This window comes from Oceanisphaera pacifica (assembly GCF_017498065.1).
Classification (GTDB): Bacteria; Pseudomonadota; Gammaproteobacteria; order Enterobacterales; family Aeromonadaceae; genus Oceanimonas; species Oceanimonas pacifica.
In genome coordinates this window covers 1-22,155 of the sequence record NZ_JAGDFX010000002.1, presented here as the reverse complement: position 1 = coordinate 22,155, position 22,155 = coordinate 1, and the positions used below count along the sequence as shown (strand labels likewise).

Annotated in this window: 19 protein-coding genes, 1 tRNA gene and 1 riboswitch; of the genes, 6 read left to right on the top strand and 14 right to left on the bottom strand. The window is 46.7% G+C overall.

The features are described 5' to 3' along the window. Nucleotides 1-8 precede the first annotated feature (8 nt). Nucleotides 9-85 (bottom strand) — tRNA-Trp (locus J3U76_RS01495). Nucleotides 86-249: 164 nt separating this feature from the next. On the opposite strand from J3U76_RS01495, the gene J3U76_RS01490 reads away from it, so the two are divergent. From J3U76_RS01490 to J3U76_RS01470, 5 genes are all read left to right on the top strand, one after another. After that, nucleotides 250-402, top strand: a complete 153-nt coding sequence (locus J3U76_RS01490; RefSeq protein ID WP_208003908.1) for a hypothetical protein — start codon at nucleotides 250-252, stop codon at nucleotides 400-402. Continuing rightward, nucleotides 402-1,325 carry an aspartate carbamoyltransferase gene (gene pyrB, locus J3U76_RS01485; protein ID WP_208003907.1) on the top strand — a complete coding sequence of 308 codons (924 nt, stop codon included), beginning with the start codon at nucleotides 402-404 and terminating at the stop codon, nucleotides 1,323-1,325. Before J3U76_RS01490 ends, pyrB begins: the two co-directional genes overlap by 1 nt. Before the next feature lie 8 nt (nucleotides 1,326-1,333). Next, nucleotides 1,334-1,792 (top strand): aspartate carbamoyltransferase regulatory subunit, encoded by a 459-nt coding sequence (pyrI, locus tag J3U76_RS01480; RefSeq protein ID WP_208004136.1) that lies wholly within the window; start codon nucleotides 1,334-1,336, stop codon nucleotides 1,790-1,792. A gap of 152 nt (nucleotides 1,793-1,944) precedes the next feature. Further along, nucleotides 1,945-3,864 carry a RecQ family ATP-dependent DNA helicase gene (locus tag J3U76_RS01475; protein ID WP_208003906.1) on the top strand — a complete coding sequence of 640 codons (1,920 nt, stop codon included), beginning with the start codon at nucleotides 1,945-1,947 and terminating at the stop codon, nucleotides 3,862-3,864. Between the two features lie 74 nt (nucleotides 3,865-3,938). Next, nucleotides 3,939-4,113, top strand: a riboswitch (FMN riboswitch). A 153-nt stretch (nucleotides 4,114-4,266) separates the two neighbouring features. Continuing rightward, nucleotides 4,267-4,764: a 6,7-dimethyl-8-ribityllumazine synthase gene (locus J3U76_RS01470; protein WP_208003905.1), complete on the top strand. Its 498-nt coding sequence runs from the start codon at nucleotides 4,267-4,269 to the stop codon at nucleotides 4,762-4,764. Nucleotides 4,765-4,821: 57 nt separating this feature from the next. On the opposite strand, the gene J3U76_RS01465 is transcribed toward J3U76_RS01470, so the two are convergent. The 13 genes from J3U76_RS01465 to J3U76_RS01405 all read right to left on the bottom strand — a co-directional run bounded on the left by J3U76_RS01465 (nucleotide 4,822) and on the right by J3U76_RS01405 (nucleotide 21,699). After that, nucleotides 4,822-7,386, bottom strand: coding sequence for an EAL domain-containing protein (locus tag J3U76_RS01465; protein ID WP_208003904.1), 2,565 nt, complete (start codon nucleotides 7,384-7,386; stop codon nucleotides 4,822-4,824). A 248-nt stretch (nucleotides 7,387-7,634) separates the two neighbouring features. Beyond that, complete coding sequence (locus J3U76_RS01460) at nucleotides 7,635-8,399, bottom strand: ABC transporter ATP-binding protein (RefSeq protein ID WP_208003903.1); 765 nt, start codon at nucleotides 8,397-8,399, stop codon at nucleotides 7,635-7,637. After that, nucleotides 8,392-9,645 (bottom strand): ABC transporter permease, encoded by a 1,254-nt coding sequence (locus J3U76_RS01455; protein WP_208003902.1) that lies wholly within the window; start codon nucleotides 9,643-9,645, stop codon nucleotides 8,392-8,394. The genes J3U76_RS01460 and J3U76_RS01455 overlap by 8 nt, the downstream gene beginning before the upstream one ends. Next, complete coding sequence (locus J3U76_RS01450; protein ID WP_208003901.1) at nucleotides 9,632-10,825, bottom strand: efflux RND transporter periplasmic adaptor subunit; 1,194 nt, start codon at nucleotides 10,823-10,825, stop codon at nucleotides 9,632-9,634. Before J3U76_RS01450 ends, J3U76_RS01455 begins: the two co-directional genes overlap by 14 nt. Before the next feature lie 138 nt (nucleotides 10,826-10,963). Next, nucleotides 10,964-11,917, bottom strand: coding sequence for a ferrochelatase (hemH, locus tag J3U76_RS01445; protein WP_208004135.1), 954 nt, complete (start codon nucleotides 11,915-11,917; stop codon nucleotides 10,964-10,966). 101 nt (nucleotides 11,918-12,018) lie between these two features. Then, entirely contained in the window at nucleotides 12,019-13,008 is a 990-nt protein-coding gene (locus tag J3U76_RS01440; protein WP_208003900.1) for an NAD(P)/FAD-dependent oxidoreductase, read from the bottom strand. Nucleotides 13,009-13,159: 151 nt separating this feature from the next. Continuing rightward, a complete protein-coding gene (locus J3U76_RS14360) occupies nucleotides 13,160-13,249 on the bottom strand; it encodes a DUF3833 family protein (protein ID WP_341534280.1) in 90 nt (29 codons plus the stop codon). A gap of 150 nt (nucleotides 13,250-13,399) precedes the next feature. Further along, nucleotides 13,400-14,815 (bottom strand): deoxyribodipyrimidine photo-lyase, encoded by a 1,416-nt coding sequence (gene phrB / locus J3U76_RS01430; RefSeq protein WP_208003899.1) that lies wholly within the window; start codon nucleotides 14,813-14,815, stop codon nucleotides 13,400-13,402. Then, nucleotides 14,793-15,656, bottom strand: a complete 864-nt coding sequence (locus tag J3U76_RS01425) for a MerR family transcriptional regulator (protein ID WP_208003898.1) — start codon at nucleotides 15,654-15,656, stop codon at nucleotides 14,793-14,795. Before J3U76_RS01425 ends, phrB begins: the two co-directional genes overlap by 23 nt. Continuing rightward, nucleotides 15,646-16,608 carry a YbgA family protein gene (locus tag J3U76_RS01420; RefSeq protein ID WP_208003897.1) on the bottom strand — a complete coding sequence of 321 codons (963 nt, stop codon included), beginning with the start codon at nucleotides 16,606-16,608 and terminating at the stop codon, nucleotides 15,646-15,648. The genes J3U76_RS01425 and J3U76_RS01420 overlap by 11 nt, the downstream gene beginning before the upstream one ends. Nucleotides 16,609-17,179: 571 nt before the next feature. Beyond that, nucleotides 17,180-19,228 carry a TonB-dependent receptor domain-containing protein gene (locus tag J3U76_RS01415; RefSeq protein WP_208003896.1) on the bottom strand — a complete coding sequence of 683 codons (2,049 nt, stop codon included), beginning with the start codon at nucleotides 19,226-19,228 and terminating at the stop codon, nucleotides 17,180-17,182. A 177-nt stretch (nucleotides 19,229-19,405) separates the two neighbouring features. After that, nucleotides 19,406-20,953, bottom strand: a complete 1,548-nt coding sequence (locus J3U76_RS01410; protein WP_208003895.1) for an AbgT family transporter — start codon at nucleotides 20,951-20,953, stop codon at nucleotides 19,406-19,408. A gap of 125 nt (nucleotides 20,954-21,078) precedes the next feature. After that, entirely contained in the window at nucleotides 21,079-21,699 is a 621-nt protein-coding gene (locus tag J3U76_RS01405) for an HAD family hydrolase (RefSeq protein WP_243453986.1), read from the bottom strand. A 287-nt stretch (nucleotides 21,700-21,986) separates the two neighbouring features. Here J3U76_RS01405 and J3U76_RS01400 point away from each other — a divergent pair. Then, nucleotides 21,987-22,155 (top strand): helix-turn-helix domain-containing protein (locus tag J3U76_RS01400; RefSeq protein ID WP_424022290.1); only part of this gene is annotated, 169 nt, incomplete at its 3' end.

Sequence of the window (22,155 nt, the reverse complement as noted above, 5' to 3'; positions counted from 1 at the left end):
CAAGAAGTTGGCAGGGGTGGAGGGACTCGAACCCCCAGCCGTCGGTTTTGGAGACCGCCGTTCTACCAATTGGAACTACACCCCTGCAATACGAGGTGAATTATAGAGATATTCATTCAAAGGTAAAGGGCTATTTCTGATTAATCAGTTCGTTCGCTGATATTTTCACCATTTTTATCAGATGTTTTGCTTATAGCAGACATTTCTTTATAATCCGTAAGATTCGCACGCGCTCGGAGTGACTAATACATGCACATTACTGTAGTTAAACAGTCTGTATTATTACCTATCGCCCCTCTTGGTGGCGGTCAAGGCACTCGCGTTGGCAATCTATTCATTCTAAAAGCCCCGTTATGGGGCTTTTTTGTGGCTCCAACCTTATACCTGCAAGAGCGTTGCTGATGGCAAATCCCCTATATCAAAAGCATATTATTTCTATCTCTGATTTCACGCGCCCCGAGCTTGAGCTCATTATAGATACCGCTGTTAAGCTAAAAGCACAGCCTCACCGCGATGTATTGCTAAGCCAAGTGGTGGCCAGCTGTTTTTTTGAAGCATCAACCCGAACTCGCTTGTCATTTGAAACCGCCATTCAGCGGCTAGGTGGCTCCGTTATTGGTTTTTCTGATAGCACCAGTACCTCGCTTGCTAAAAAAGGCGAAACCTTGGCAGATTCGGTAAAAGTCATCAGCTCGTATTGTGATGCCTTTGTAATGCGCCACCCCCAAGAAGGTGCCGCCCGCTTAGCGGCTGAGTTTTCGTCAGTACCCGTGATTAATGCCGGTGACGGTTCTAACCAGCACCCCACCCAAACCTTATTAGACTTATTCACCATTTACGAAACCCAAGGCACACTACAAGGCTTAACCATCGCCTTTGTCGGGGATCTTAAATATGGCCGTACCGTACATTCGCTGACTCAGGCTTTAAGCTTATTTGGCTGTAAGTTCTATTTTGTCGCGCCACAAGCGCTGGCCATGCCCGAATACTTATGTGATGAACTCAGAGAAAAAGGCCTTAATTTTGAGTTTCGTGACAGCATAGAAGAAGTGATGGATGAAGTAGATATTCTGTATATGACGCGCGTACAAAAAGAGCGCTTTGACGAAACAGAATATGTGCATGTTGCTTCAAAGTATGTGCTCACCCCCGAGGTGTTAGAAGGCGCTAAAGATAGCTTAAAGATTTTGCACCCTCTGCCACGCATTGATGAAATTTCGCCTGAAGTAGACGACACCCCCTATGCTTACTACTTTGAACAGGCAGAAAATGGCGTCTATGCCCGTCAAGCGTTACTTGCCTTAGTACTCAATAAAAGCCTGTGAGAGATATTCTGATGCATAAAAGCCAATTACAAGTTGAAGCCATTCACAGTGGTACTGTTATCGACCATATTCCTGCGGGTCAGGGTATTAAAATTTTACAGTTGTTTAGACTGGTGCAAACCAAAGAAAAGATTACCGTTGGTCTTAATCTTCCCTCTCAAGCCCAGGGGTCTAAAGATATTATTAAGGTAGAGAACACCCGGCTTTCTGCGGATCAAGCCAATCAATTAGCCTTATTTGCGCCCAATGCCACCGTTAATATTATTGAAGACTTTGAAGTCGTAGAAAAACTGCAATTAGAGCTTCCTGAGCAAGTAGAAGATGTTTTTTCTTGCCCTAACTCTAACTGTATTAGCCACAATGAGCCGGTTAATAGTAAGTTTAAAGTACGAGCTGTGAAGGATCAGGTTCGCTTTCGCTGTAATTACTGTGAAAAGTCCTTCCATCAAGACTTTATGACCTTCTAAAAAGCTAACTCAGCGCCGAGCTAACAATTTCAAGCCAAGATCCGAGTTGAGATCTTGGCTTTTTTGTAGATGAGCGCTTGGCGCTGCTTTAACGTTGCTAAAACACTGACCACAAGCCAAGCTATAGGCATGGCTTTTTCGGGGCAATCATAATGACGCTACTCAACACCTTACAACAACACTTTGGCTTTTCTAGCTTACGGCCCGGACAACAAGCCGTTATTGAGCGCATTATGGCGGGGAAATCGGCGGCGGCTATTTTTCCTACCGGTTCGGGTAAGTCACTGTGCTATCAACTCCCTGCGGTTTTATTACCCCATCTGACTTTGGTTATTTCGCCACTGCTGGCACTGATGCAAGATCAACTCGCCTTTTTAGCACGCATGAATATTTCTGCGGCCAGCATAGACTCAACCCAAAGCTTTGAAGAAAGCCGTAACGTGATGCAAGGCGTGCGTGAGGGGCGGATAAAAGTATTAATGATTTCCGTTGAGCGACTTAAAAATGAACGCTTTCGCCAATTTATTGGCCAAGTACCGATTTCATTATTAGTGGTGGATGAAGCCCACTGTATTTCTGAATGGGGCCATAACTTTAGGCCCGACTACTTAAAGCTCCCCAGCTATTGCCAGCTTTTACAGATCCCGCAAGTATTGCTATTAACCGCCACAGCCACCCCCAAGGTGATTGCCGATATGCAGAATAAGTTTGCTCTGCCCCCAAGTAATGTGGTGTTAACCGGCTTTTATCGGGCTAACTTGCATCTAAGTGTGTTGCCGGTCACTGAGCCTGAGAAAGTTGACACTTTAATTGCACAGGTGCGCCTTAACCCTAGTGCGCCCACGATTGTGTATGTCACCTTGCAACACACAGCCGAGCAAGTAGCAGAGCAGTTAATGGCCGCCGGCCTGCAAGCTCGGGCCTATCATGCGGGTATGGAACAAGACCAGCGTCGGCAATTGCAACAGGCCTTTATGAAGGGTCAAGAGCCTTGCATTGTGGCCACCATTGCCTTTGGCATGGGGGTGGATAAATCAGATATTCGCCGCGTTATTCACTTTGATTTACCCAAGTCGATTGAAAATTACAGCCAAGAAATAGGCCGAGCTGGGCGAGATGGCCAAGCCTCGCATTGTATTTTATTGGGTAATTTAGCCGGGCAAAATGTGCTAGAAAACTTCGTTTATGGCGACACGCCAGAGCCAGAGGCTATTCAGGCATTACTTAACGAACTCCCCGGCCAAGATGGCCACTGGGAAGTGATGCCCATTCGTTTGGCCAACCACTGCAATATTCGCGTATTACCTTTAAGAACCTTACTGGTGTATTTAGAGCTGAATGGCGTTATAGAGCCCTTATATAGCTACTATGGCGATTACCGTTTTAAATTTATTGCCTCACCCGAGGACATTATTCGCCGCTTTAACCCTGAACGTCAGGCATTTTTAAAGGCTGTTTTTCACGGATCGCCCAAAGCAAAAACCTGGTGTCAGGTCGATTTTGAAGCCATTTGGCATACCGCCTCGGGTGAGCGAAAACGGGTGATCAATGCCCTAGATTATTTGCACGAGCAAGGCTTAATTGTGCTAGAAAGCAAGCAAATGATTGAAGTGTATCAAGTATTAGCGCCCACACTTGATAAAGCCACTGAAGCTCAGCGTTTGCATCAGTTATTTCAACAAAAAGAACACAATGAAATTCATCGCCTTGAGCAAATGATCCAGTTTTTTGAAAGTGAACAGTGTTTAAGTCAGCGCCTCGCCAGTTACTTTGGCGATCATCATGCCCCCAAACAATGCGGCCATTGTTCGGTCTGTGCCGGTCAAGTCGCTCAGCTCCCCAAGCCTGCCACTCCTGCGCTGCCTAACACGGCGCAATTACAACAATGGAGCCAGTCGCTACAAGCACAACACCCAAGCCCCTTAAGCCTTCATACGGTTAGCTGCTTTTTATGTGGCATCAGCACGCCGCTACTCAACCAACTTAAGGCCAAAAAACAGCCCGGTTTTGCCGCACTAGAGCAACACAGCTTCAGCGAAATTTACAGCGCACTAGAGAAAGCCAGAGCGTAAAGCGCAGGCTCCCAAAGGGCGAGGCTTTACTCTGTGATCATAACCCTCTATATTCTCACTGTCGGTGTAACCGACTTCGTTCTCGGGGCGGGGTGTAATTCCCCACCGGCGGTAAATATGAAGGGGAAATATTCCTCATCGTAAAGCCCGCGAGCGCCTTTTTGACTTGGTATTGGTGTCAAAAAGGGTCTAGCAGATCTGGTGTAACTCCAGAGCCGACGGTGATAGTCCGGATGATAGAGAGCGTCAGACATGTCCTTTAATGCAGTCATTTTCTACCCGCTTGTGGTGCGTTAAATGCTGACCAAAGAACCATTGCCTAAGTTAAAGCCACGCTTTGTCTTAGGCTGTGCTTGCCTGTACGTTCGCCCTGATTCAGTGATTTTATAATAGGATTTACCCATGGATCAGAGCTCAACGAAAACTTCTCACTTTAATAGCCGCAACCAACGCATCGCCTTTATTCACGCTTCTTGGCATGCCGATATCGTACTGAAAGCACTGGACGGCTTTCGCAGCCAACTGGCTGAGCTGGGTTACGATACCGATAAAATAGAGGTATTTGCCGCACCCGGTGCTTACGAAATTCCTCTACAAGCTAAGTTATTGGCAAAAACCGGCCAATATGCTGCCATTGCGTGCAGCGGTTTGGTGGTTGATGGCGGGATTTATCGCCACGATTTTGTGGCACAAGCGGTATGCACCGGCTTAATGCAAGTACAGCTAGAAACGGAAGTTCCGGTATTAACCGCTATTTTAACGCCGCATCACTTTCATGAGCACGACGAACACAAGCAATATTATAGCCGTCACTTTGTACTTAAAGGCCAAGAGCTGGCTCATGCGGCAGACGGCGCTATGCGCCTAACCGCACAAGCAACAAATAGCACACAGCTTTAAGTCTATCGGGCATTAAAGCTATACCTCGTCTTGAATAAGGCGAGGTATAGCCGTTATTTATACCGGTAATCGATTAGGAAGCGCCATCACATCAATCAGCGGAACTGGGCGAGAAAATAAGTAGCCTTGTAAAAAGTCACACCCGCGACGCGTTAAGTCTTCCCATTCGGCGTGAGCTTCCACCCCTTCTGCCACCACCTGTAGCCCTAAGTTATGGGCCATGGTAATTACCCCTTGCACTATAGCGGCACTGTCTCGCTGATGATCAATGCCTTCAATAAAGCAGCGATCTAACTTCACCTTATTAATGGGTAATTGGCGTAAATAGCTAAGGCTAGAAAAGCCCGTGCCAAAGTCGTCTATCGCAACCCGAACGCCATAGTGGCGCAGTGCATCAAGCTGTTTAATGACGGTGTCTGCCCCCGACATTAACACCCCTTCTGTCACTTCAAGCTCTAACAAATAAGGGGCTAGCCCACTCTCTGCTAATACCTGCTGCACTTCATTAACAAAGCCTGCTCGGCGAAAGTGAATAGGAGAAATATTCACCGCTACCGCCACTGACTGCGCATGAGGTCGGCTGGCATTCATCGCCACTGTATCCAAACAGGCTTGGCGTAGTACCCACTGATCTATACTAATAATCTGTCCAGTATGCTCTGCCAAAGGAATAAAATCATTCGGAGGCACCATGCCACGCTCGGGGTGATGCCAACGAATGAGTGCTTCTAAACTACGCACTTCCCCCGTACGCGCATCCACTAATGGTTGATAATAAACAACAAATTGTTGCTCTTCTATCGCCTCGAACATTTCACGACGCAAAGAAATATGTTCCAGCGTGGGCGCACTTATTTGACCGGTATAACATTGCCATATATTACGCCCCTGTAACTTGGCCTCGTGCAAGGCTACATGAGCACGCTGGATCAGTTCACTACTATCATGCAACTTACTATCAAAACTAGAAATACCCAGGCTCGCACTAATATGTAACACATGCTCGTTGACCACAAAAGGACGAGACAATAAGGTAAGTAAGTTTTCTGCCGCTTGCGCCACGGCGTCTTCATCAGCTTTAAACAGCAAGATGCCAAAATCATCGCCACCTAAACGCGCAATATAATCTTCTGGTTGCAACCAGCTCGTTAACCGCTCAGCAACCGCCTGTAATAGGCAATCGCCGACATAATGTTCGAGCCCTTCATTAATACTTTTAAAGCCATCTAAATTCATCACCAGCACTCTGATCTGTTGCGCGTCTGGGCTATGGTGATAAAGATGATTGAGGTGGAATTCAAAAGAAGGGCGATTTAGTAAGCCGGTAAGTTGGTCGTGGGTGCGCTGAAAACGCAGCTTTTCTTCATTTTCTTGCTGGCGAGTCACATCTTGCTGAATGCCCACAAAATGGGTGCACTCCCCTTGCTCGTCAAAGACAGGCGCTAGACTGAATAAATTCCAAAATGGCGTACCATCTTTACGATAATTCAACAAGGTGACTTGTTGCTCACGGCGCTCAGTAATGGCTAGGCGGACCTGAGCAACCGCATCAGGATCTGTACCTTCTCCTTGCAGAAACCGACAATTAACCCCCACGGCCTCAGCTTTGCTATATCCGGTTATTTCTTCAAAAGCGGCATTCACATATACCACAGGTAACTCAGGCACACTGGCATCCGCCATCACCACCCCATTACGGCTGGCATCAATACCACGCTGTAACAAGCGTAATTCAGCTTCTTGCTGATACTGAGCACTAACGTCACGCGCAATACCGTAGACACCCACTATTTTGTTATCAACAATAATGGGAAGGTTAGTAATATGCAGACGAAGAATATGCTGCTGCACATTATAGACATCAATATCAAAGTATTGCGGACGCCCCAAACAAGCCTGTTCAAATGCCTCTTGGGTGCGTGCATAATCTTTTTTTACAACAAATTTTTCAAAGTGAACACCAACCAGTTGTTCTGGCGAAAAACCAATAAGACGCGTAACAGCGGGATTAGTATTCAAAAAATGGCCGGTGAGATCCATTTCAAATACAGCATCGTGCTGCTGGGTAAACAAAGAGCTAAAACGCTGTTCTTGTCTTTGTACTGCTTGACGATCCTGTTGGCGAGCAATGGCCAAAGCAACCAAATTAGCGGCTTGCATTAATTGGGTTGTTTCGAGCTGGGTCGGCTCTCTTATGTCTCGATAATAAGTGGCAAAAGTACCTAATGTCGTATCATCGACACTTAAGACAGGTGCAGACCAACAAGAGACCAGCCCTTCGGCACGCGTCAATGGTAGAAAGGTGTGCCAATTAATATCCGCTTCAATATCGGGAGTAATCACTATCTTTTTACGATAAGCACTGGCACCACAAGAGGCGATATTGGGCCCGACAGGCACCTGCTGTGCGGCCTGACAATAAGTATCAGACAAGCCATGGCTGGCAACCACGCTTAAGGTGTTATCCTCTGGCGAGAGCAACATAAACGACACTGAGGCATCAGACAGCTGGGCGGCGACCATATCAATAATAGCGGATAATATATCGTCAAGCGGTGCATGGTGTGCAATCTGATTTTGAATATGTTGTAAATCAGCTAACACTTGGCGTGCTGGAGTCATAAAAGGTCGCCTTTATAAGAATAAAATAACAATGCGCTTATTAATGTGCGATATAAAATGAGTCGCTATTTATAAAACAAGCATTGCGTTGCCACCGCTTATATATTCCCAATAGGGCAGTCGATATGGCTGGACGTTATCCATGTCGGCCAAAGTGATATTATATTGCCGTTTTCAGGCTCGATAATAAGGGGGTTACAGGCCACGAGTATATCTAATATTGTCTCTTTGTTCTCCTAATACTTTTATTACTCTTGGGGATGCTGATTAGAATGGCCATCGTATAGTATACGGCCATCGGTTAAACGAATAGTGCGAGGGCAACGGGCGCTGAGTCTGGGATCGTGGGTGACAATCACAATGGCGCAATCGTGCTCTTGGTTAAAACGCTCAAATAAATGAAAAACCTCATCTGCGGTTTGGGTATCTAAGTTGCCCGTGGGTTCATCCGCTAATATTAAGGCCGGGCGAGTCACTAAAGCACGAGCAATGGCCACCCTTTGTTGCTGGCCCCCAGATAACCGATTGGTGGGTTGTTGCATATAATCCGCCAAGCCCACTTCTGCTAATAAATAACGGGCATAGGCTTTTTGTTCGGCTGAGGGTTTACCATGGCGCAACATTAATGGCATCAGCACATTATCGAGCACGCTAAAGGCGCTAATTAAATGATGAAACTGAAACACAAAACCAATGGACTCACTGCGTAGCTGCGTGCGCGCCAGCTCTGGCAAGCCTTGAGTGAGCTGGCCATCAATATGCAGCTCGCCAGAGGAGGCCACATCGAGTAGCCCCATAATATTGAGTAAGGTGCTTTTACCTGAGCCCGAGGTGCCCACTAAGGCAACCAAATCGCCTCGCTTAACCTGTAACGAAATATCATGTAACACATGATTTTCTAACTCTGTATTAGGGTTAAACACTTTATTTAACTTAGTCAGCGCTAACACCACCTCAGATGAAGCTGCGGGTGCAGACAACTTAGATTTAGACTTAGGCTTAGATTTAAACATAACGAATTGCCACCGCAGGATCATAATGAGCCGCACGACGTGCTGGCACGGCGGCGGCGATGACGCCGGCGGTCACTGAAATTAAAATAGCCGAGATCATCATTGATGGCTCAAGGGTTATGACAAACAAACGCTCGCCAACACTGTTAAATAATTGCGCCAAACTAAAGCCAACCAACACCCCTAATAAAGAGCCGGCTAATCCCAGTAAGCCGCCTTGTAACAAAAACACCCGCAAAATTTGTTGTTGCGAGCTACCCATGGCGCGCAATATTCCAATCTCTCGGGTGCGCTGTACCACGCTCACCGCCAACACACTGGCAATACCAAAAATGACCGATAAGGCAACAAATACGCGGATCATTTGCGTGGTCATGCTTTGTGAACGTAGCGCATTCAGTAGTTGAGCATTGCTGTCCATCCAACTTTGTACATCTAGCCCGGTTAATTGCCGAATGCGCTGTGCCCAATAATCGGCACTGAATACCTCGGTAATTTTAAGCTCTAATACAGACACACCACCGGGCAAATTTAACAGGCTTTGGGCTTGCTTAAGGTTGGTATACACATAGCGACTGTCTAGCTCTCGCACCCCAAGCTCAAAAATGCCCGCCACCGTTACCACAGTTTGCCGATTGTCCCCGGCATCTAGGCGCAGTTTATCGCCAGCGCTTAGCCCTAAATCGTTGGCCAGCTCACTGCCAATTAACACATCACTGGCCTCAATACTAAAGCGCCCCGCTTGCAAATAGGCGTGTAAATCAATAATGCCGCTATAGCGCTCTGGTTCAACCCCCATTAAGGCGACAGAGGCACGCGCCGTGCCTTTTTGGGCAAAAGCCGGCCCAGAGATCAAAGGAGATACCGTCTGTACTATGGGCAGTAAAGGCGCATAGCTGTCTAGTGTTTGCCGCACCTCTTGCCAGTTATTAATGGTTTGTAAGCCTTGTGCCCGTGGGCTTTCTAAAGCCCAAATATATTTATCTGCAGCAATGGCAGACAGCTGATTTTGTAACTGAGTGGCTTCAATACGAATATGAGCTTGCGTGCCTAATGTGCGCTCTATGACATTGCTTTGCAGACCCATCATTAACGCGGTAATAAACACAATCACTGCCGTACCTACCGAAATAGCAATGCTGATCAGTAAGGTTTGCAGTGGGTTGTCGGCCAAAAAACGCAGCGCAATTCGCCACTCTATCCATAACGAGTCGGCTAAACGACGAGCGCGATTAACGAATAACATGCGGGGCTTGCTCTATGCGAACTCGGGCGCGCTGACCATCATCCAGCGCTTGGTTTTGCACCACTATATCGCCTTGTTCAAGGCCAGAGATCACTTCACTGTGGCTCATATTACGCAGCCCTAATTGTACTGCTACGCTTTGTACTTTTCCCTGTTGCCAGCGCATCACTTGCGCCTGGCCGCTATTATTAAACTGAAGATAATCATTAGGTAGCACCAAGGTGGCCGCCCGCTTGTTGGCAATAATATTGGCAGAGACCGTCATACCCGGCAGCAGTGCCCGCGTTTGGGCATTATCATGCAACAGGCGAATATGCACATCTATGGTACCGCGGCCACTGTCTACAGCAGGCGCAATAAAGCTTACCACCCCAGAGATTTCTTGCTCAGGCCAGGCATCGGCAATTAGCTGCACCGGTTGCTCAAGCTGCAAGGGGCTAAGGTTTTTCTCATCCAAAGCCACCACTACTTCTAATTCATCTTGCTGGGTTTGCTGAGTGCTGCGTGCGATTTCTAGCAGTACATCATTAGCTTGTACCACATCGCCAGGCTCCACATTACGCGATTGTACTCGTCCGGTAAAAGGCGCATAAATGCGGGTTTTAGCCAGCTCCGCTTGGGCACTAGCAATGCGCTGTGCTAATAAACGCGCTTCACTGCCTTGCTCAGATACAGAACCTGCGGTGAGCTTGGCTTGAGTGAGTAATACTTGGGTGCTGTGTTGCTGTCGCTGAGCTTGCTCTGCTTGCTCAACAGACAGCGTGCCTTGGTTGACCAATGTTTGCCGGCGCTGTGCCTCACGGCGAGCTTGGCGCGCATTTTCTGTGGCCTCTGCCAATGCGGCTTGCGCTTGCGGGCGGGTAATGGTTTCTAGCTGTTGTAACAAGGTTTGGGCTTGATCAAGGCGTGATTGAGCCTCTGTGGGGTTAAGCTCTATCAGTAAGTCACCTTGATGAACCCAATCCCCTTCTCGAACATGACGCGCAATCACTGTGCCGGTGACTTCACTGCCAATACGCGCCAGCGATTGATAGCGCACCTCGCCACTGGCCACAATGCGTAACTCTAACGGCTTTAACTCCACCGTTAATGCAGCCAGCTCTGGGCCTCGCCACTGTTGCACAGCAAACCAGAGTACCAATGCGGCAATGACCATCACCACTTTATATATTATGCGCATGTTCGCACTCACCTTGTTCACTTATTTTATAATGCCAAGCCGCTAGTTACAGCGCATAAGCACGGCTGCAAATAATGAGGCATCATTACTCAGGGTAATGATGCCTAATTCATACTTAGCTAATCAAGATAAAGTTAATTAACTGGCCGTTATTTCTGCGCGGACTAAATCGACCATCATTTGGATGTGCGCACTATTGTCATTCAGTGCCGGAATATAATGGTAGCGCTCGCCCCCCGCTTCCATAAAGTACTCTTTATTTTCCCCACTAATTTCTTCTAAGGTTTCTAGACAATCAGCGGAAAAAGCCGGACAAATAACACTGATGCTTGTAACGCCCTCTTTAGGTAGCGCTTGCATGGTTTCGTCTGTGTAGGGCTGTAGCCACTCTTCTCGGCCAAAGCGCGACTGAAAGGTGGTGCGCCACTGATGAGGCTCAAGCCCCAACTCTGCTGCTAACAGCTCTGAGGTTTTGTGGCACTGATGCCCGTAAGGGTCACCTTGGTTTTCAAACCGCTTAGGAATGCCATGATAAGACAATAACAATAATTCAGTTTGGCCATTTTCTTGCCAGTCTTGACGTACAGAATCAGCCAGCGCTTTAATGTAGCTGGGGTGATTATAGTAATCGCGAATAAAGCTAAAGTAAGGAATTTGGCGCTCTTTTTTCATGATCTTCGCCCAGCTATCAAAGACAGACGCCGAAGTACTCACCGAGTATTGAGGATAGAGAGGCAAAATAATTACCTTTTCTACTCCTGCAGATTTAAGCTCTTGCCAAGCACTCTCAATAGATGGCTCGCCATAGCTCATACCCAACACCACCGGAATATCTTGCTCGGCCAGCTGTTGGCTTAATGCCGCTTGTTGGCGACGGCTCACCACCATTAAGGGCGAGCCCTCTTCCCACCAAATCGACTCATATAATTTCGCCACTTTAGGCGAGCGAAACGGCAAGATCACTCCGTGCAAGATCGGGCACCATAAAAAGCGAGTTAAATCGACCACGCGATAATCATGCAAAAACTGCCCTAAAAATGCCCGTACTGCCTTGGTGGTGGGCGCTGAGGGGGTTCCTAGATTCACTAACATCACACCTGTTTTCACACATACTTCCTTATTAACTGTATTTAATTCACTGTGGTTTTATTGGTTATTGTATCAATCACTCTGCTGCATCAATCATCTGGAAACTAGGCTAATACCTTGCGTAGTGCCCCCGCCAACTGGTGAGCACTGGCAAAAGCAGCTTCTACTCGCCCCCCTAAGCACCAGTCACCACAGGCCGCTAACTTTTGCTCTACATTTAAAATAAATTCAGATTCTGGCTCAATCACTTCTGCACTTAACGCATAGCGCCAGCGATGCAGCTGAGCTAGGGTAATCGCCTCAGGGATCACTTGAGTTAACTCACAAAAGGTGTTCAGTAATATCTGTTTCACCTGCTCTTGATCATCTTCTAAGTGTTCAGCGGCCCAGTCTGAGCGAGTATGCACCACCACAGTGCCCGCCTTAGCATTACGCCCAGGTAACCTGTGATTAAAGGAAATCCAACGAATAGCGCTGTGATTCACTTTAGCCGCATCCCAATGCGGTAACTCAGCATCGTCAACCGTCAACAATAATGCATAGCAAGGCTGCATGTGATATTGCGCCAAGTCATCGCCCAGTAAGGCCTTGGGCAGTAAAGCTTGGGTTTGGGGTAAAGGTGCAGAGCTTACCACCCAATCATACTCCCCCAATAACTGCGCATGTTCATCAAATAATTGCCACTTATCCTGTGCTCGGGTGACAGTTTCAACTCGAGTACTCAACTGGATATTTAGTTCACCACTCATGGCTTTAAGCAAAAAATTCATACCCGGTGCCGCCACATAATGCGGCTCAAACCAAGGGCGCTTAAACGGCTTATCACTTGGGCTTAAGGTAATAATATTAGGCTGCCACTCCACCACATTACCCGCCTCAATAAAAGGCGCAAGCTGTGACTGAAAAGCTTTGCTACGGGCGGTAAAAAACTGTGCACCATGATCCCACTGATGAGTGGCATTTCTTCTGGTCGACATACGCCCACCTAAGCCCCGTGCTTTTTCAAACAGGCTAATCTCAGCCTGTTCGCTCAGCTCACGCGCTAAGGTTAATCCGGCCAAGCCGGCCCCGATAATAGCAAGACTGGGTTTCATATTAATCCTTGTTTAGACCAAAAGTGATAACGGCCTCTCTTGTAGTGTCGTTAGCTGTTTACACTTTAACCATTCAAATTCAGCTTGGGTCTCTCTTTCCTCAGCTAGTGGCTAGTGCTTGCGCTCTATCCATAGCGTTACTTCACCGACTTTATATGCCCCACTTGGTCATGTCTGCACGATTTAATACTCTATGCTCGTCCAGTTGGTACATCCAGTCGTTAAAGTCGATATCCCACACCTTACCATCTACGGGCACCGCCAGGGTATAGCGCCAATTAAGCGCAAAGCCTTGAGTTTATTCCTCTAGGGCATGGGCTAACTTATCGGCATCTCGCCCTACTGCCACCACTTGCCAGCCATCGGCGGCATAATCTAGGGGCACTTTGGCTCATGATGGCTCCTGATCTTTTAGCGCATCAAACATCGCAATCGCATATTTACGCGCTCGGTTATGATCCACAATGGGCGGCGGATAGGTATGCCCCAACTGATGTTGCTCTAACCAAGTTTGTGGTTGATGAATAAACTTAGCGGGCACTTTGGCAAGCTCGGGTACCCATTGGCGAATAAAGTCGCCTTGTTCATCAAAGCGCTTGCTTTGTGTACTGGGGTTAAACACGCGAAAATACGGGGCGGCATCGGCGCCTGTGCCTGCGGCCCACTGCCAACCACCATTATTGGCCGCCAACTCGCCATCAATAAGGCGTGACATAAAGTAGTCTTCGCCTTGACGCCAACTTAGGTGTAAGTCTTTGGTTAAAAAGCTGGCCACTATCATGCGTAAGCGATTATGCATCCAACCGGTTTCATTCAAACAACGCATGGCCGCATCAACAATGGGATAGCCGGTTTGACCTTGGCACCAAGCTGCAAAGCCTGCTTGGTCTTGGCTCCATTGCAGTGCCTCGGTTTCGGGTTTAAAAGCGCGATTCATCGATAGTCGCGGATACGCCACCATTAAATGACGATAAAATTCACGCCAAATAATTTCGTTTAACCACATAAAACCACGTTCACCGCGACTGGTAGGCAAGGTACCTAATGCCTGCTCTATGGCCGCTAAACATTGATTGGGCGAGAGAATGCCTAGCGCTAAATAAGGCGATAATTGGCTGGTGCCAGTCACGGCCGGAAAATCTCGTCGCTGTCCATAATCCAATAAGTGGCTATCGCAAAATAAGGCCAGTTGCTCGGCCGCCTGCTTTTCGCCCGCCGGCCACTGCTTACTACAGGTACGCTCACCACTCAAATCGCACTGGGTAACAGCGAGGGCATCGCCTTGGGCGTTAGGAGCGGGCAATAGGCGGTATCCGGTATTACGTAGCGCGGCTAACCAGGTTTTGGCAAAGGGGGTAAACACCTTATACATATCGCCATTTAAGGTAGTTAGGCTGCCTGGGTTAAAGACACAGTCACCATTAAAGACCCGAATATCTATGATGTCTTTTACGCGCTGCTGCACGGATTTATCACGGCGGCGCTCGTCAATCGCCACTTCTCTGTTGGCATATAAGGCATGGTGGGGATGTTTCGCTAACCAAGCAGCCAATACCTCAGGCACCTCTGCAAAAGTGTTAGCACTTAACAGGGTAAAAGGAATACCTAAAGCGGCCAGCTGTTCGCTTAATGCTTGCAAATGACGGCTTAAAAAGTCCCTTTGTATTGGCGAGCGATGATGTAGCTGCCATTGTTCAGGGCAATCAACATAGATAGCACTCACCTGAGCACCATTGGCGCAGGCTTCATAGAGTGCTGGGTTGTCTGCCACTCTTAAGTCAGATCTAAACCACACTAAATGCTGCATTATCTTCCCTCGCAAGCTCACTGACCGTGCTTGAATATGGACGTGCTAGGCTCTCTTGGGATTGATAAATTCGCCCAAGCTCCCCAACCAAAAAGCAATGCTCTGGCAATACGTTATTCATCTCACTAACATCTCGCCCCGTTAAACCACTGCCGAGTACGATCACAAGGGCGTCAAACTTGAGTCGCCCTTCGGCCAATGGCAAAGTAACTGGGTCTAACAAGCCTAAATTAATACTGCGACACTCAAGCCCTTGTAGCTCAAATTGCACCAATAATGCGGCCTGCTCCGATACTTGCCCTACTCTGGCCACCGCAATCACGGGGCCGCTTTTAATGGTTAATAACTGCTGCAATAATCGTGTTAACAGCGAGCTGGCACATTGCTCAATCAGTTGCGCATCGGGGCGCTGCAACTGACTTAATGCCAATAGCCAAGGCTCTATCACACGACGCAAAATCAACTCCACAGGATAAAGATTGATTAAGTCTTGTAGCTCAGTGGCCAAACGATTGAGATTTAGCTCACAGGCTGAGCGCATAAGCGTGTCTTGCGCCTGCTGCCAATTTGAGCCGCTAGCTTGAGGTTCGGGCTGCTCCAGTAAGCCTTTCACTTGCCCTATGCTCACTCCTTGCTCTAACCAATGCAGTATTTGGCGTAAAGTGGCCACATCTTGCTCGCTATATAAACGATGGCCTTTTTCGGTACGCGCTGGGGTTATAAGTCCATAACGGCGCTGCCAAGCACGTAACGTAACGGGATTGATGCCGGTTAACTTTGCCACCTCACGGATCGGAATGGGATATTGAATGGGTGGCGTAGAGTGAGAATTAGATGCCATAGCGTAATCGCAATGCCTCCGGATGCGGATTTAAGTAGACCTGCTGTTGCAGATAGTCATTAGGGAATTCATTTAAGTAGTGACGTAACAGCGTAATGGGCGCCAGCAAAGGCAACATGCCGTCTCGGTACTGATGTATGGTGTGGGCAAGCTCTTGGCGCTGGCGAGAATGAAGATCGCGCTTAAAATAACCCTGCAAATGTTGCAACACATTGGTGTGCTCTTTGCGGGTTACCGGCTTCGCTAAGGCGCTCATTAATCCGGCAATATATGCCTCGGCTTTCGCTTCTACGTCTGATGATAAGTCAGCCAATAGCTTACCCAATGCCTGATAGCTGTCTCTGTGGTGCGCCATTAGTAAGTATTTATAACGGCTATGAAACGCAATCAATCCGCCACTGGTTAACCCTTCATGACACAGGCACTGCCAATCATGCAGCGCAAAAATACGCGTCACAAAATTTTCGCGCAATATGTCATCATTCAGCCGACCATCTTCTTCTAAAGGCAGTAATGGCAAAGCTTTCATTAACTCGGCGGTATAAATACCCACGCCAACCTTGGCATTGCCTTTACCGCTTTCATGATAAACCCGCACGCGCTCCATGCCACAGCTGGGCGATTTAGCGCACAACACATAGCCGCTTAATCCTGAAAACTGCGCCGCCATTTTCTTGCCGTAGTCACGCAAGGCCTCGGTAACATCATCGCCTTTGGCAGTTTGGGCAATAACTTCTTCACCCTCACTACCCTGACCAACCAGCCGAATACTGGGGCGTGGCGTACCTAAACCAATGGCCATTTCGGGGCAAAGAGGCACGAGCTCAACATGCTTTGCCAGTTGATTGGTACAAAAATCGGAACGTTTATGACCACCATCAAAACGTACTTTTTGCCCAATTAAGCAACCACTGATGCCAACGCGAATAATCTGGGGATCAAACTTGTACATGTAATATCCTTTTGTACAGCTAATGAATGCAATTTAGCTCATGTTGTACATTTAGGTCAAGCTTGTACAACAAACTTTATTTACTAAGACACCCAACTCAACTCACTCGCGCCCACCCTTATTAAGCAGACAGCCAGTTAAGTATTTAAATTTTAAACAGCGGTCTACACTTAGATAGTCAAATTAATTTTGAATGATTGGGGAGGCTAGGATGCCTAAACCACGAGTAGAGCAGATTAGTTTACAAGATACGCCCTTTTATCACTGTGAGCCGCACAGTAAGAGGGGTATTTTTATGCGGCAAAGACAAAGCCACAGGGCGCAGCTATGAGCACCGCCGAGCATGGCTAGAAAAGCGAATGAAGAAGATGCTTGCACGGGAGCATTTTGGGAAGCCTAACTAACCATGACTGTCATGATAAGTAGGTTGGATATTTAAATAGAGAATAATGACTGTTTAGGGAAGTTATCTAGGGAAGTGAGCTGGATGTCTGGGTAGTGAAGGATAGGCGGTAATGAATTACCGCCTATTGAATAGCGTTGTGATGACTTAGCGCCACCTCGTTATAGGCTAGAAGGTGTAGCTGGCAAAGGCGTTAAAGCTTCGGCCTGCGCCGCGCATTTCTTCTTTACTTTGGCGATAGTCTTTATCGAGTAAGTTATTTAACTCAACACCAAAGCGCAGGTTATCAAAGTTAGTTAGGTTGTAGCGCAGGTTAAATACGCCGTAACCGGCACTGTATAAATCTCCCCTACGATCGTCCGTAATATCTTTAGCTTTGGTGGCGGCTTGTACATAAAAGTCGACTTCACCTTGCCAGTCGTTTATATCGTGGGCTTGTTTAACCCCTACCTGACCAAAGAAGCTGGGAGTGCCGCTGTCATAGGTTGTATAATCTGCGGTTTTAAGCTCGCGGCGCATTAGGGTGCCGGTAACATAAGGCGTTAGGTTTAGATCAACCAGTTCTTTTTCTAGCTGTAACTCCAAGCCAAAGCTGTTGGCTTGATCTAGGTTCTTGTTAATTTCATCTTTACGACCCGAATTGGTAGGAACGGATTTAATATAGTTTTTTGCCCTGCTATAAAAAAGGTTGGCATCTAGTATCCAACTCTCATTTTGAAAACGGGCACCAGTTTCATACGTAATTGAAGTTTCCGGCTGCAATTCAGCATTATTATTAACAACAGTCCCGCCAGAAATAGTTGTTAAAAATAACTGCCCTAAGGTGGGGTAGACATAACCTTGAGATACATTAGCGCGTAATATCCAAGCATCTGCAGGTTGCCATACTAAGCTTGCTGCACCCACGGTGTGGCTATCAGAATTATTCAACAAATCATTAGGTTTATTGTTAGTTAAAGATTTATCTTGTTTAGCTTCTACTCGATAATGGCGTGCACCTAGGGTAGCCGTGATATCTTCGTGCAAGGGAACCGAATGCTGAATAAAAGCAGATTGGGTGGTAATGTTAGCTTCATCATAGTTGATGCTAGGAAATGACATGCCTCCGCCAGAAGTAATTATATTATTTTTCTTACTTTCTAAGTTATCCTTTTCATACTCCAAGCCTATAACAGTATCGTGCTCTTCTATTAACTCCAGCTCAGATAGCAGGTTAATGCCTTGGGTACGCTGCTTATCACTAGAAGTTGCAATAATGTTCCGCGGCGTTCTAGGGTCTTCCGCAATAACATAATCTTTAGGAGTAATATCATTATATAGTTCTCTTTCTATATCCTGCTGAAAAACATCAACTTTTAACTTTTTTATCTGTTCAGTGAGATCATCACCTTGGTAAAAAAACGCATATTTAGTGAGTTCTCGCTTCGGAAGATCAATATCAATATCAAAGTCTACGTTGTAATCTTTAGTGTAGGGCTTAGCGGCTACTTCATATTCCATGGCCTTAATAGCGAAGCTGTGCTTGCCGTGGCTATAGCCTAAGTGGCCCGAGTAGTTTTTATCATCACTATCGCTGGGTGTTAAACGCTGGTTTGCAGTTTGTCTATCACCTAGCTCTGAGCGAGAAAAACCTAATCGATAATCAAAGTCGCCTTGGCTGCCGGCTATACTGGTTGAGGCACGATAGCCACGGGTTGCAGAAAAGTAACCAGCACTGGTGGTGACTTCGAGTGGTTTATCAGCGCCTTTTTTAGTAATAATATTCACCACGCCACCAATGGCGCGGCTGCCCGACACCACTGAAGACGAGCCACGTAAAACTTCAATGCGCTCTATGCTGGCTGGGTCTATTAATAACGGCTGACCATAACCGCTGTGATCAGAAAGCTTTTGTCCATCAATCGCAATGGCCACGCGGTTAGAGCCTTCGCCCCGAATAGAAATACGCTCAACGCCCTCTTCTATTATTTGTACCCCCGGCACTTTGCGCAGGTAACTGGCCACAGACTGAGGAGCAATATTTTTTATTTCTTCTTGCCCAACCACACTCACAGAGGCCGGATTAACGAAAACCTCAGACTCTTGTGCGCTACCGAGCACAGTAATCTGCTCAAATTGATATACGCCAGACGCCTTGTCTTGTGCGGCATTTGCGCTAACAGCGACACTTCCTAGTAAAGACAAGATCACTAATTGAGCAGTACTGTACTTTTCCACTATTTGTCTCTCATATCCATTTCATTAAGTTGCTAAATGATATTGAATGTCATTCTTAACATCAACCAGATCACTCTCTTTTGTCACGCTAAGGAGCTAAAACGGCTAAATAAAAGATGGCTGGATACTAAAACACCCACAGATGTGGGTGTTTCAGTACAGCATCTGTTTTACTTTTTAAAAGCCGAGAGGAATGTCTAAGGTGAAAAAGCCAATCAATAGTGCAATCCAAACCACCATAAAGGCTAATGAATAAGGCACCATCATTGCAATCATCTCACCAAAGGTCAGCTGAGGATTATACTTGCGCATAAAGGCCAAAATAATACCGGCGTAGCTCATCATAGGAGTAATGATATTAGTCGCAGAGTCAGCAACCCGAAACGCGGCAGCCACTAGGTCTGGCGTCATTTCTGAGTTAACCATGTATAACATAGGGATAAAAATAGGCCCCAGTAGCATCCATTTTGAGGTAAGGCCGCCCACAAAAATATTAATAACCCCAGTCACTAACACAAATCCGACTAATAATAATATAGGGTAGCTTTGTAAGCCCAGCGCAACCAGTGACGATGCGCCCAAATAGGTAATATAGGCACCCAGCCCGCTATAGCTCAGCAGCCCAAGAAAGTTATAACAAAAGAAAGTGAGTACTAAAATATAGCCCATGGTGTCCATTTGTTTCACCATGGCCGAGACAACATCCATCATAGAGCGAAACTTACCGCTCGCGACTCCAAACGCCACCCCTACTACTAAAAATACAAAGGTGATCATTAAAATGATGTTATTGATAAAAGGCTTAACGACTTGCCCATCGCCCGTGTTGTAATCCGCCAAAGGACCAGTAGCTAGCCCCCATAGCGCCAGTAACGCCAGCACCAAACCTATGCCTGCAGCACGCAAGCCTCGGCGCTCTTGTGAAGACAGATCAAAGTCGGTGATTGTTAGCTCTTCTGGTATAACAAAAGGCTTTTGTGCTAAACGAGGAGAAACTACTTTTAACGTCACCCAAGAGCCCACAGCAGCAAGCACAAAGGTGGATACCAAGATAAAGTAATAATTCATGGTGGCAGGTGTTAGCGGCTCACCGTTAGCGTTAACAAATGGAATATTTTGTGCTTTCGCAAACACTTGGGCGTTAACTCCCATAATAACATCAATGGGAGTGGCAGGAATTAAGTTAGCACTAAAGCCGGCGGAAACCCCTGCAAATGCTGCCGCCATGCCAATTAATGGATTTTTGCCTAGCCCTGCATACAATAACCCCGCTAGTGGAATAAGCACTAAGTAGCCGGCATCTGTGGCAATAGAAGACATAATACCAATAAAAACAAGCAATAAGGGTAGCCACTTTTCTGGTAAGGAACGGCTAATCTTTTTAAGAATTGCGCCAAATAATCCTGAGTGTTCCGCCACGCCCACGCCCAGCATGACGATTAAAATCACCCCAAGCACACCACCACCAAAACCAAGCCAGTTATTTAAAATGGCATTATCGAATAGCCAAACCACATTTTCCGCAGCCAGCATATCCTTAATTTGCCACTGCATGGGTTCACCTTCGCTGCCAAAGGTTTCAAACTGTAGGCCTCCCATAACAGCACTTAGCAGTAGTGCCCCAATAAAAAACCAAATAAAAATAATAACCGGATCAGGAATATGTTTTCCTACCCGTTCAATTAAGGCAATAAGGCCTTTTTGAGACACCTGACTTTGGCTCACGAGACTCCACCTTGCTCATCATTTGAAAACCGCAAGATTACGCCAAAGCAGCACTTAAGTCACCCAATAGCAAATTAAGCAGTGTTCTAAACTACTTAAACTTCATACAGTAGCGTGATCACCTATCACTTATGCTCGTTATGTTGTTGCCACTCATCAATAAAACGGTGATAGCAAGTAACAAGCATATCGGCATCTTGTGCGTAATCGGGGGCGTTTTCAGGGAAGTAGAGTGCGCAGCGGCTACCGGCATTTTGTGCGGTTTGCAGATCAAACAAATAATCACCTATATATAAGATGTCTTGCGGCGCTAGCTGCCATTGCTGGCAAATTAACTGAATGCCTTCGGGATGGGGTTTGGGCTCGGCATCATGGCGCGTTAACACCAGCGGAATATCAATGCCCAGCTTATTGATGGTCATGTGCGCAGCCTCGGGAATATTGCGCGTTAAAATTGCCAGCGGCAGTGATCTTTTATGTAAATATGCAATCAGCTCTTTGGCTCCTTCTACCCAGGTAGAGGCTTGAGAGCTACGTATTTCATAATCATGAATAAGCTCAAGCGCTTGGTTACGCGCCACAGCATCACTTAGACTGTTGACATGCTCAAGCACATCCATACCAGAGGCAATGCCTAGCTCTGCGCGCAGACCTACAAAGTCAGGATTGGAATGGGCTAAGGTACCATCTAGGTCAAAAATAACCCCACGAATATTATTAAGTTGAAAACCACTCATTTGAGTCATCACTTATGTCCCATCATTAAAAAACAATCCCAGTTTAACCCTTTACCATAAATGAGTAATACCAAACACACTAAATATTTGTTCTATTAAAAATATGCATAAAAGAGGAAACTGAGCCTCTTATTGAGCTAAGCGTTGTCAATGAGACTGCTAACAGGCGACTCATACCAATCTAAGTAAAGATATGGTCTAATTGTTCCCACCCAGCCTTACTTGATGATGACTCTATGGATGACTTCAAAAATACGGACTTCACAGCGCTTGCTCGTAAGCAAAAGTCTATACAAATGAAGATGCGTTTACTGGCACTGGCGCATTTTCAAGATGGCAAGTCTCGCACTCAAATTGCGCAATTTTTGAAAGTCAGTAGAACCAGTGTCAACAAGTGGGTAAGCGCCTACTTGAACGAGGGCTTGTCCGGGTTACAAGAAAAACCACGCCCAGGAAGACCTTCGT

What these genes read in the sequence shown, in the direction of transcription:
- J3U76_RS01490 (WP_208003908.1), top strand. Translation starts at nt 250, where the DNA reads ATGCACATTACTGTAGTTAAACAGTCTGTATTATTACCTATCGCCCCT.
- pyrB (WP_208003907.1), top strand. Translation starts at nt 402, where the DNA reads ATGGCAAATCCCCTATATCAAAAGCATATTATTTCTATCTCTGATTTC.
- J3U76_RS01475 (WP_208003906.1), top strand. Translation starts at nt 1,945, where the DNA reads ATGACGCTACTCAACACCTTACAACAACACTTTGGCTTTTCTAGCTTA.
- J3U76_RS01470 (WP_208003905.1), top strand. Translation starts at nt 4,267, where the DNA reads ATGGATCAGAGCTCAACGAAAACTTCTCACTTTAATAGCCGCAACCAA.
- J3U76_RS01465 (WP_208003904.1), bottom strand. Translation starts at nt 7,386, where the DNA reads ATGACTCCAGCACGCCAAGTGTTAGCTGATTTACAACATATTCAAAAT.
- J3U76_RS01460 (WP_208003903.1), bottom strand. Translation starts at nt 8,399, where the DNA reads ATGTTTAAATCTAAGCCTAAGTCTAAATCTAAGTTGTCTGCACCCGCA.
- J3U76_RS01455 (WP_208003902.1), bottom strand. Translation starts at nt 9,645, where the DNA reads ATGTTATTCGTTAATCGCGCTCGTCGTTTAGCCGACTCGTTATGGATA.
- J3U76_RS01450 (WP_208003901.1), bottom strand. Translation starts at nt 10,825, where the DNA reads ATGCGCATAATATATAAAGTGGTGATGGTCATTGCCGCATTGGTACTC.
- hemH (WP_208004135.1), bottom strand. Translation starts at nt 11,917, where the DNA reads ATGTTAGTGAATCTAGGAACCCCCTCAGCGCCCACCACCAAGGCAGTA.
- J3U76_RS01440 (WP_208003900.1), bottom strand. Translation starts at nt 13,008, where the DNA reads ATGAAACCCAGTCTTGCTATTATCGGGGCCGGCTTGGCCGGATTAACC.
- phrB (WP_208003899.1), bottom strand. Translation starts at nt 14,815, where the DNA reads ATGCAGCATTTAGTGTGGTTTAGATCTGACTTAAGAGTGGCAGACAAC.
- J3U76_RS01425 (WP_208003898.1), bottom strand. Translation starts at nt 15,656, where the DNA reads ATGGCATCTAATTCTCACTCTACGCCACCCATTCAATATCCCATTCCG.
- J3U76_RS01420 (WP_208003897.1), bottom strand. Translation starts at nt 16,608, where the DNA reads ATGTACAAGTTTGATCCCCAGATTATTCGCGTTGGCATCAGTGGTTGC.
- J3U76_RS01405 (WP_243453986.1), bottom strand. Translation starts at nt 21,699, where the DNA reads ATGACTCAAATGAGTGGTTTTCAACTTAATAATATTCGTGGGGTTATT.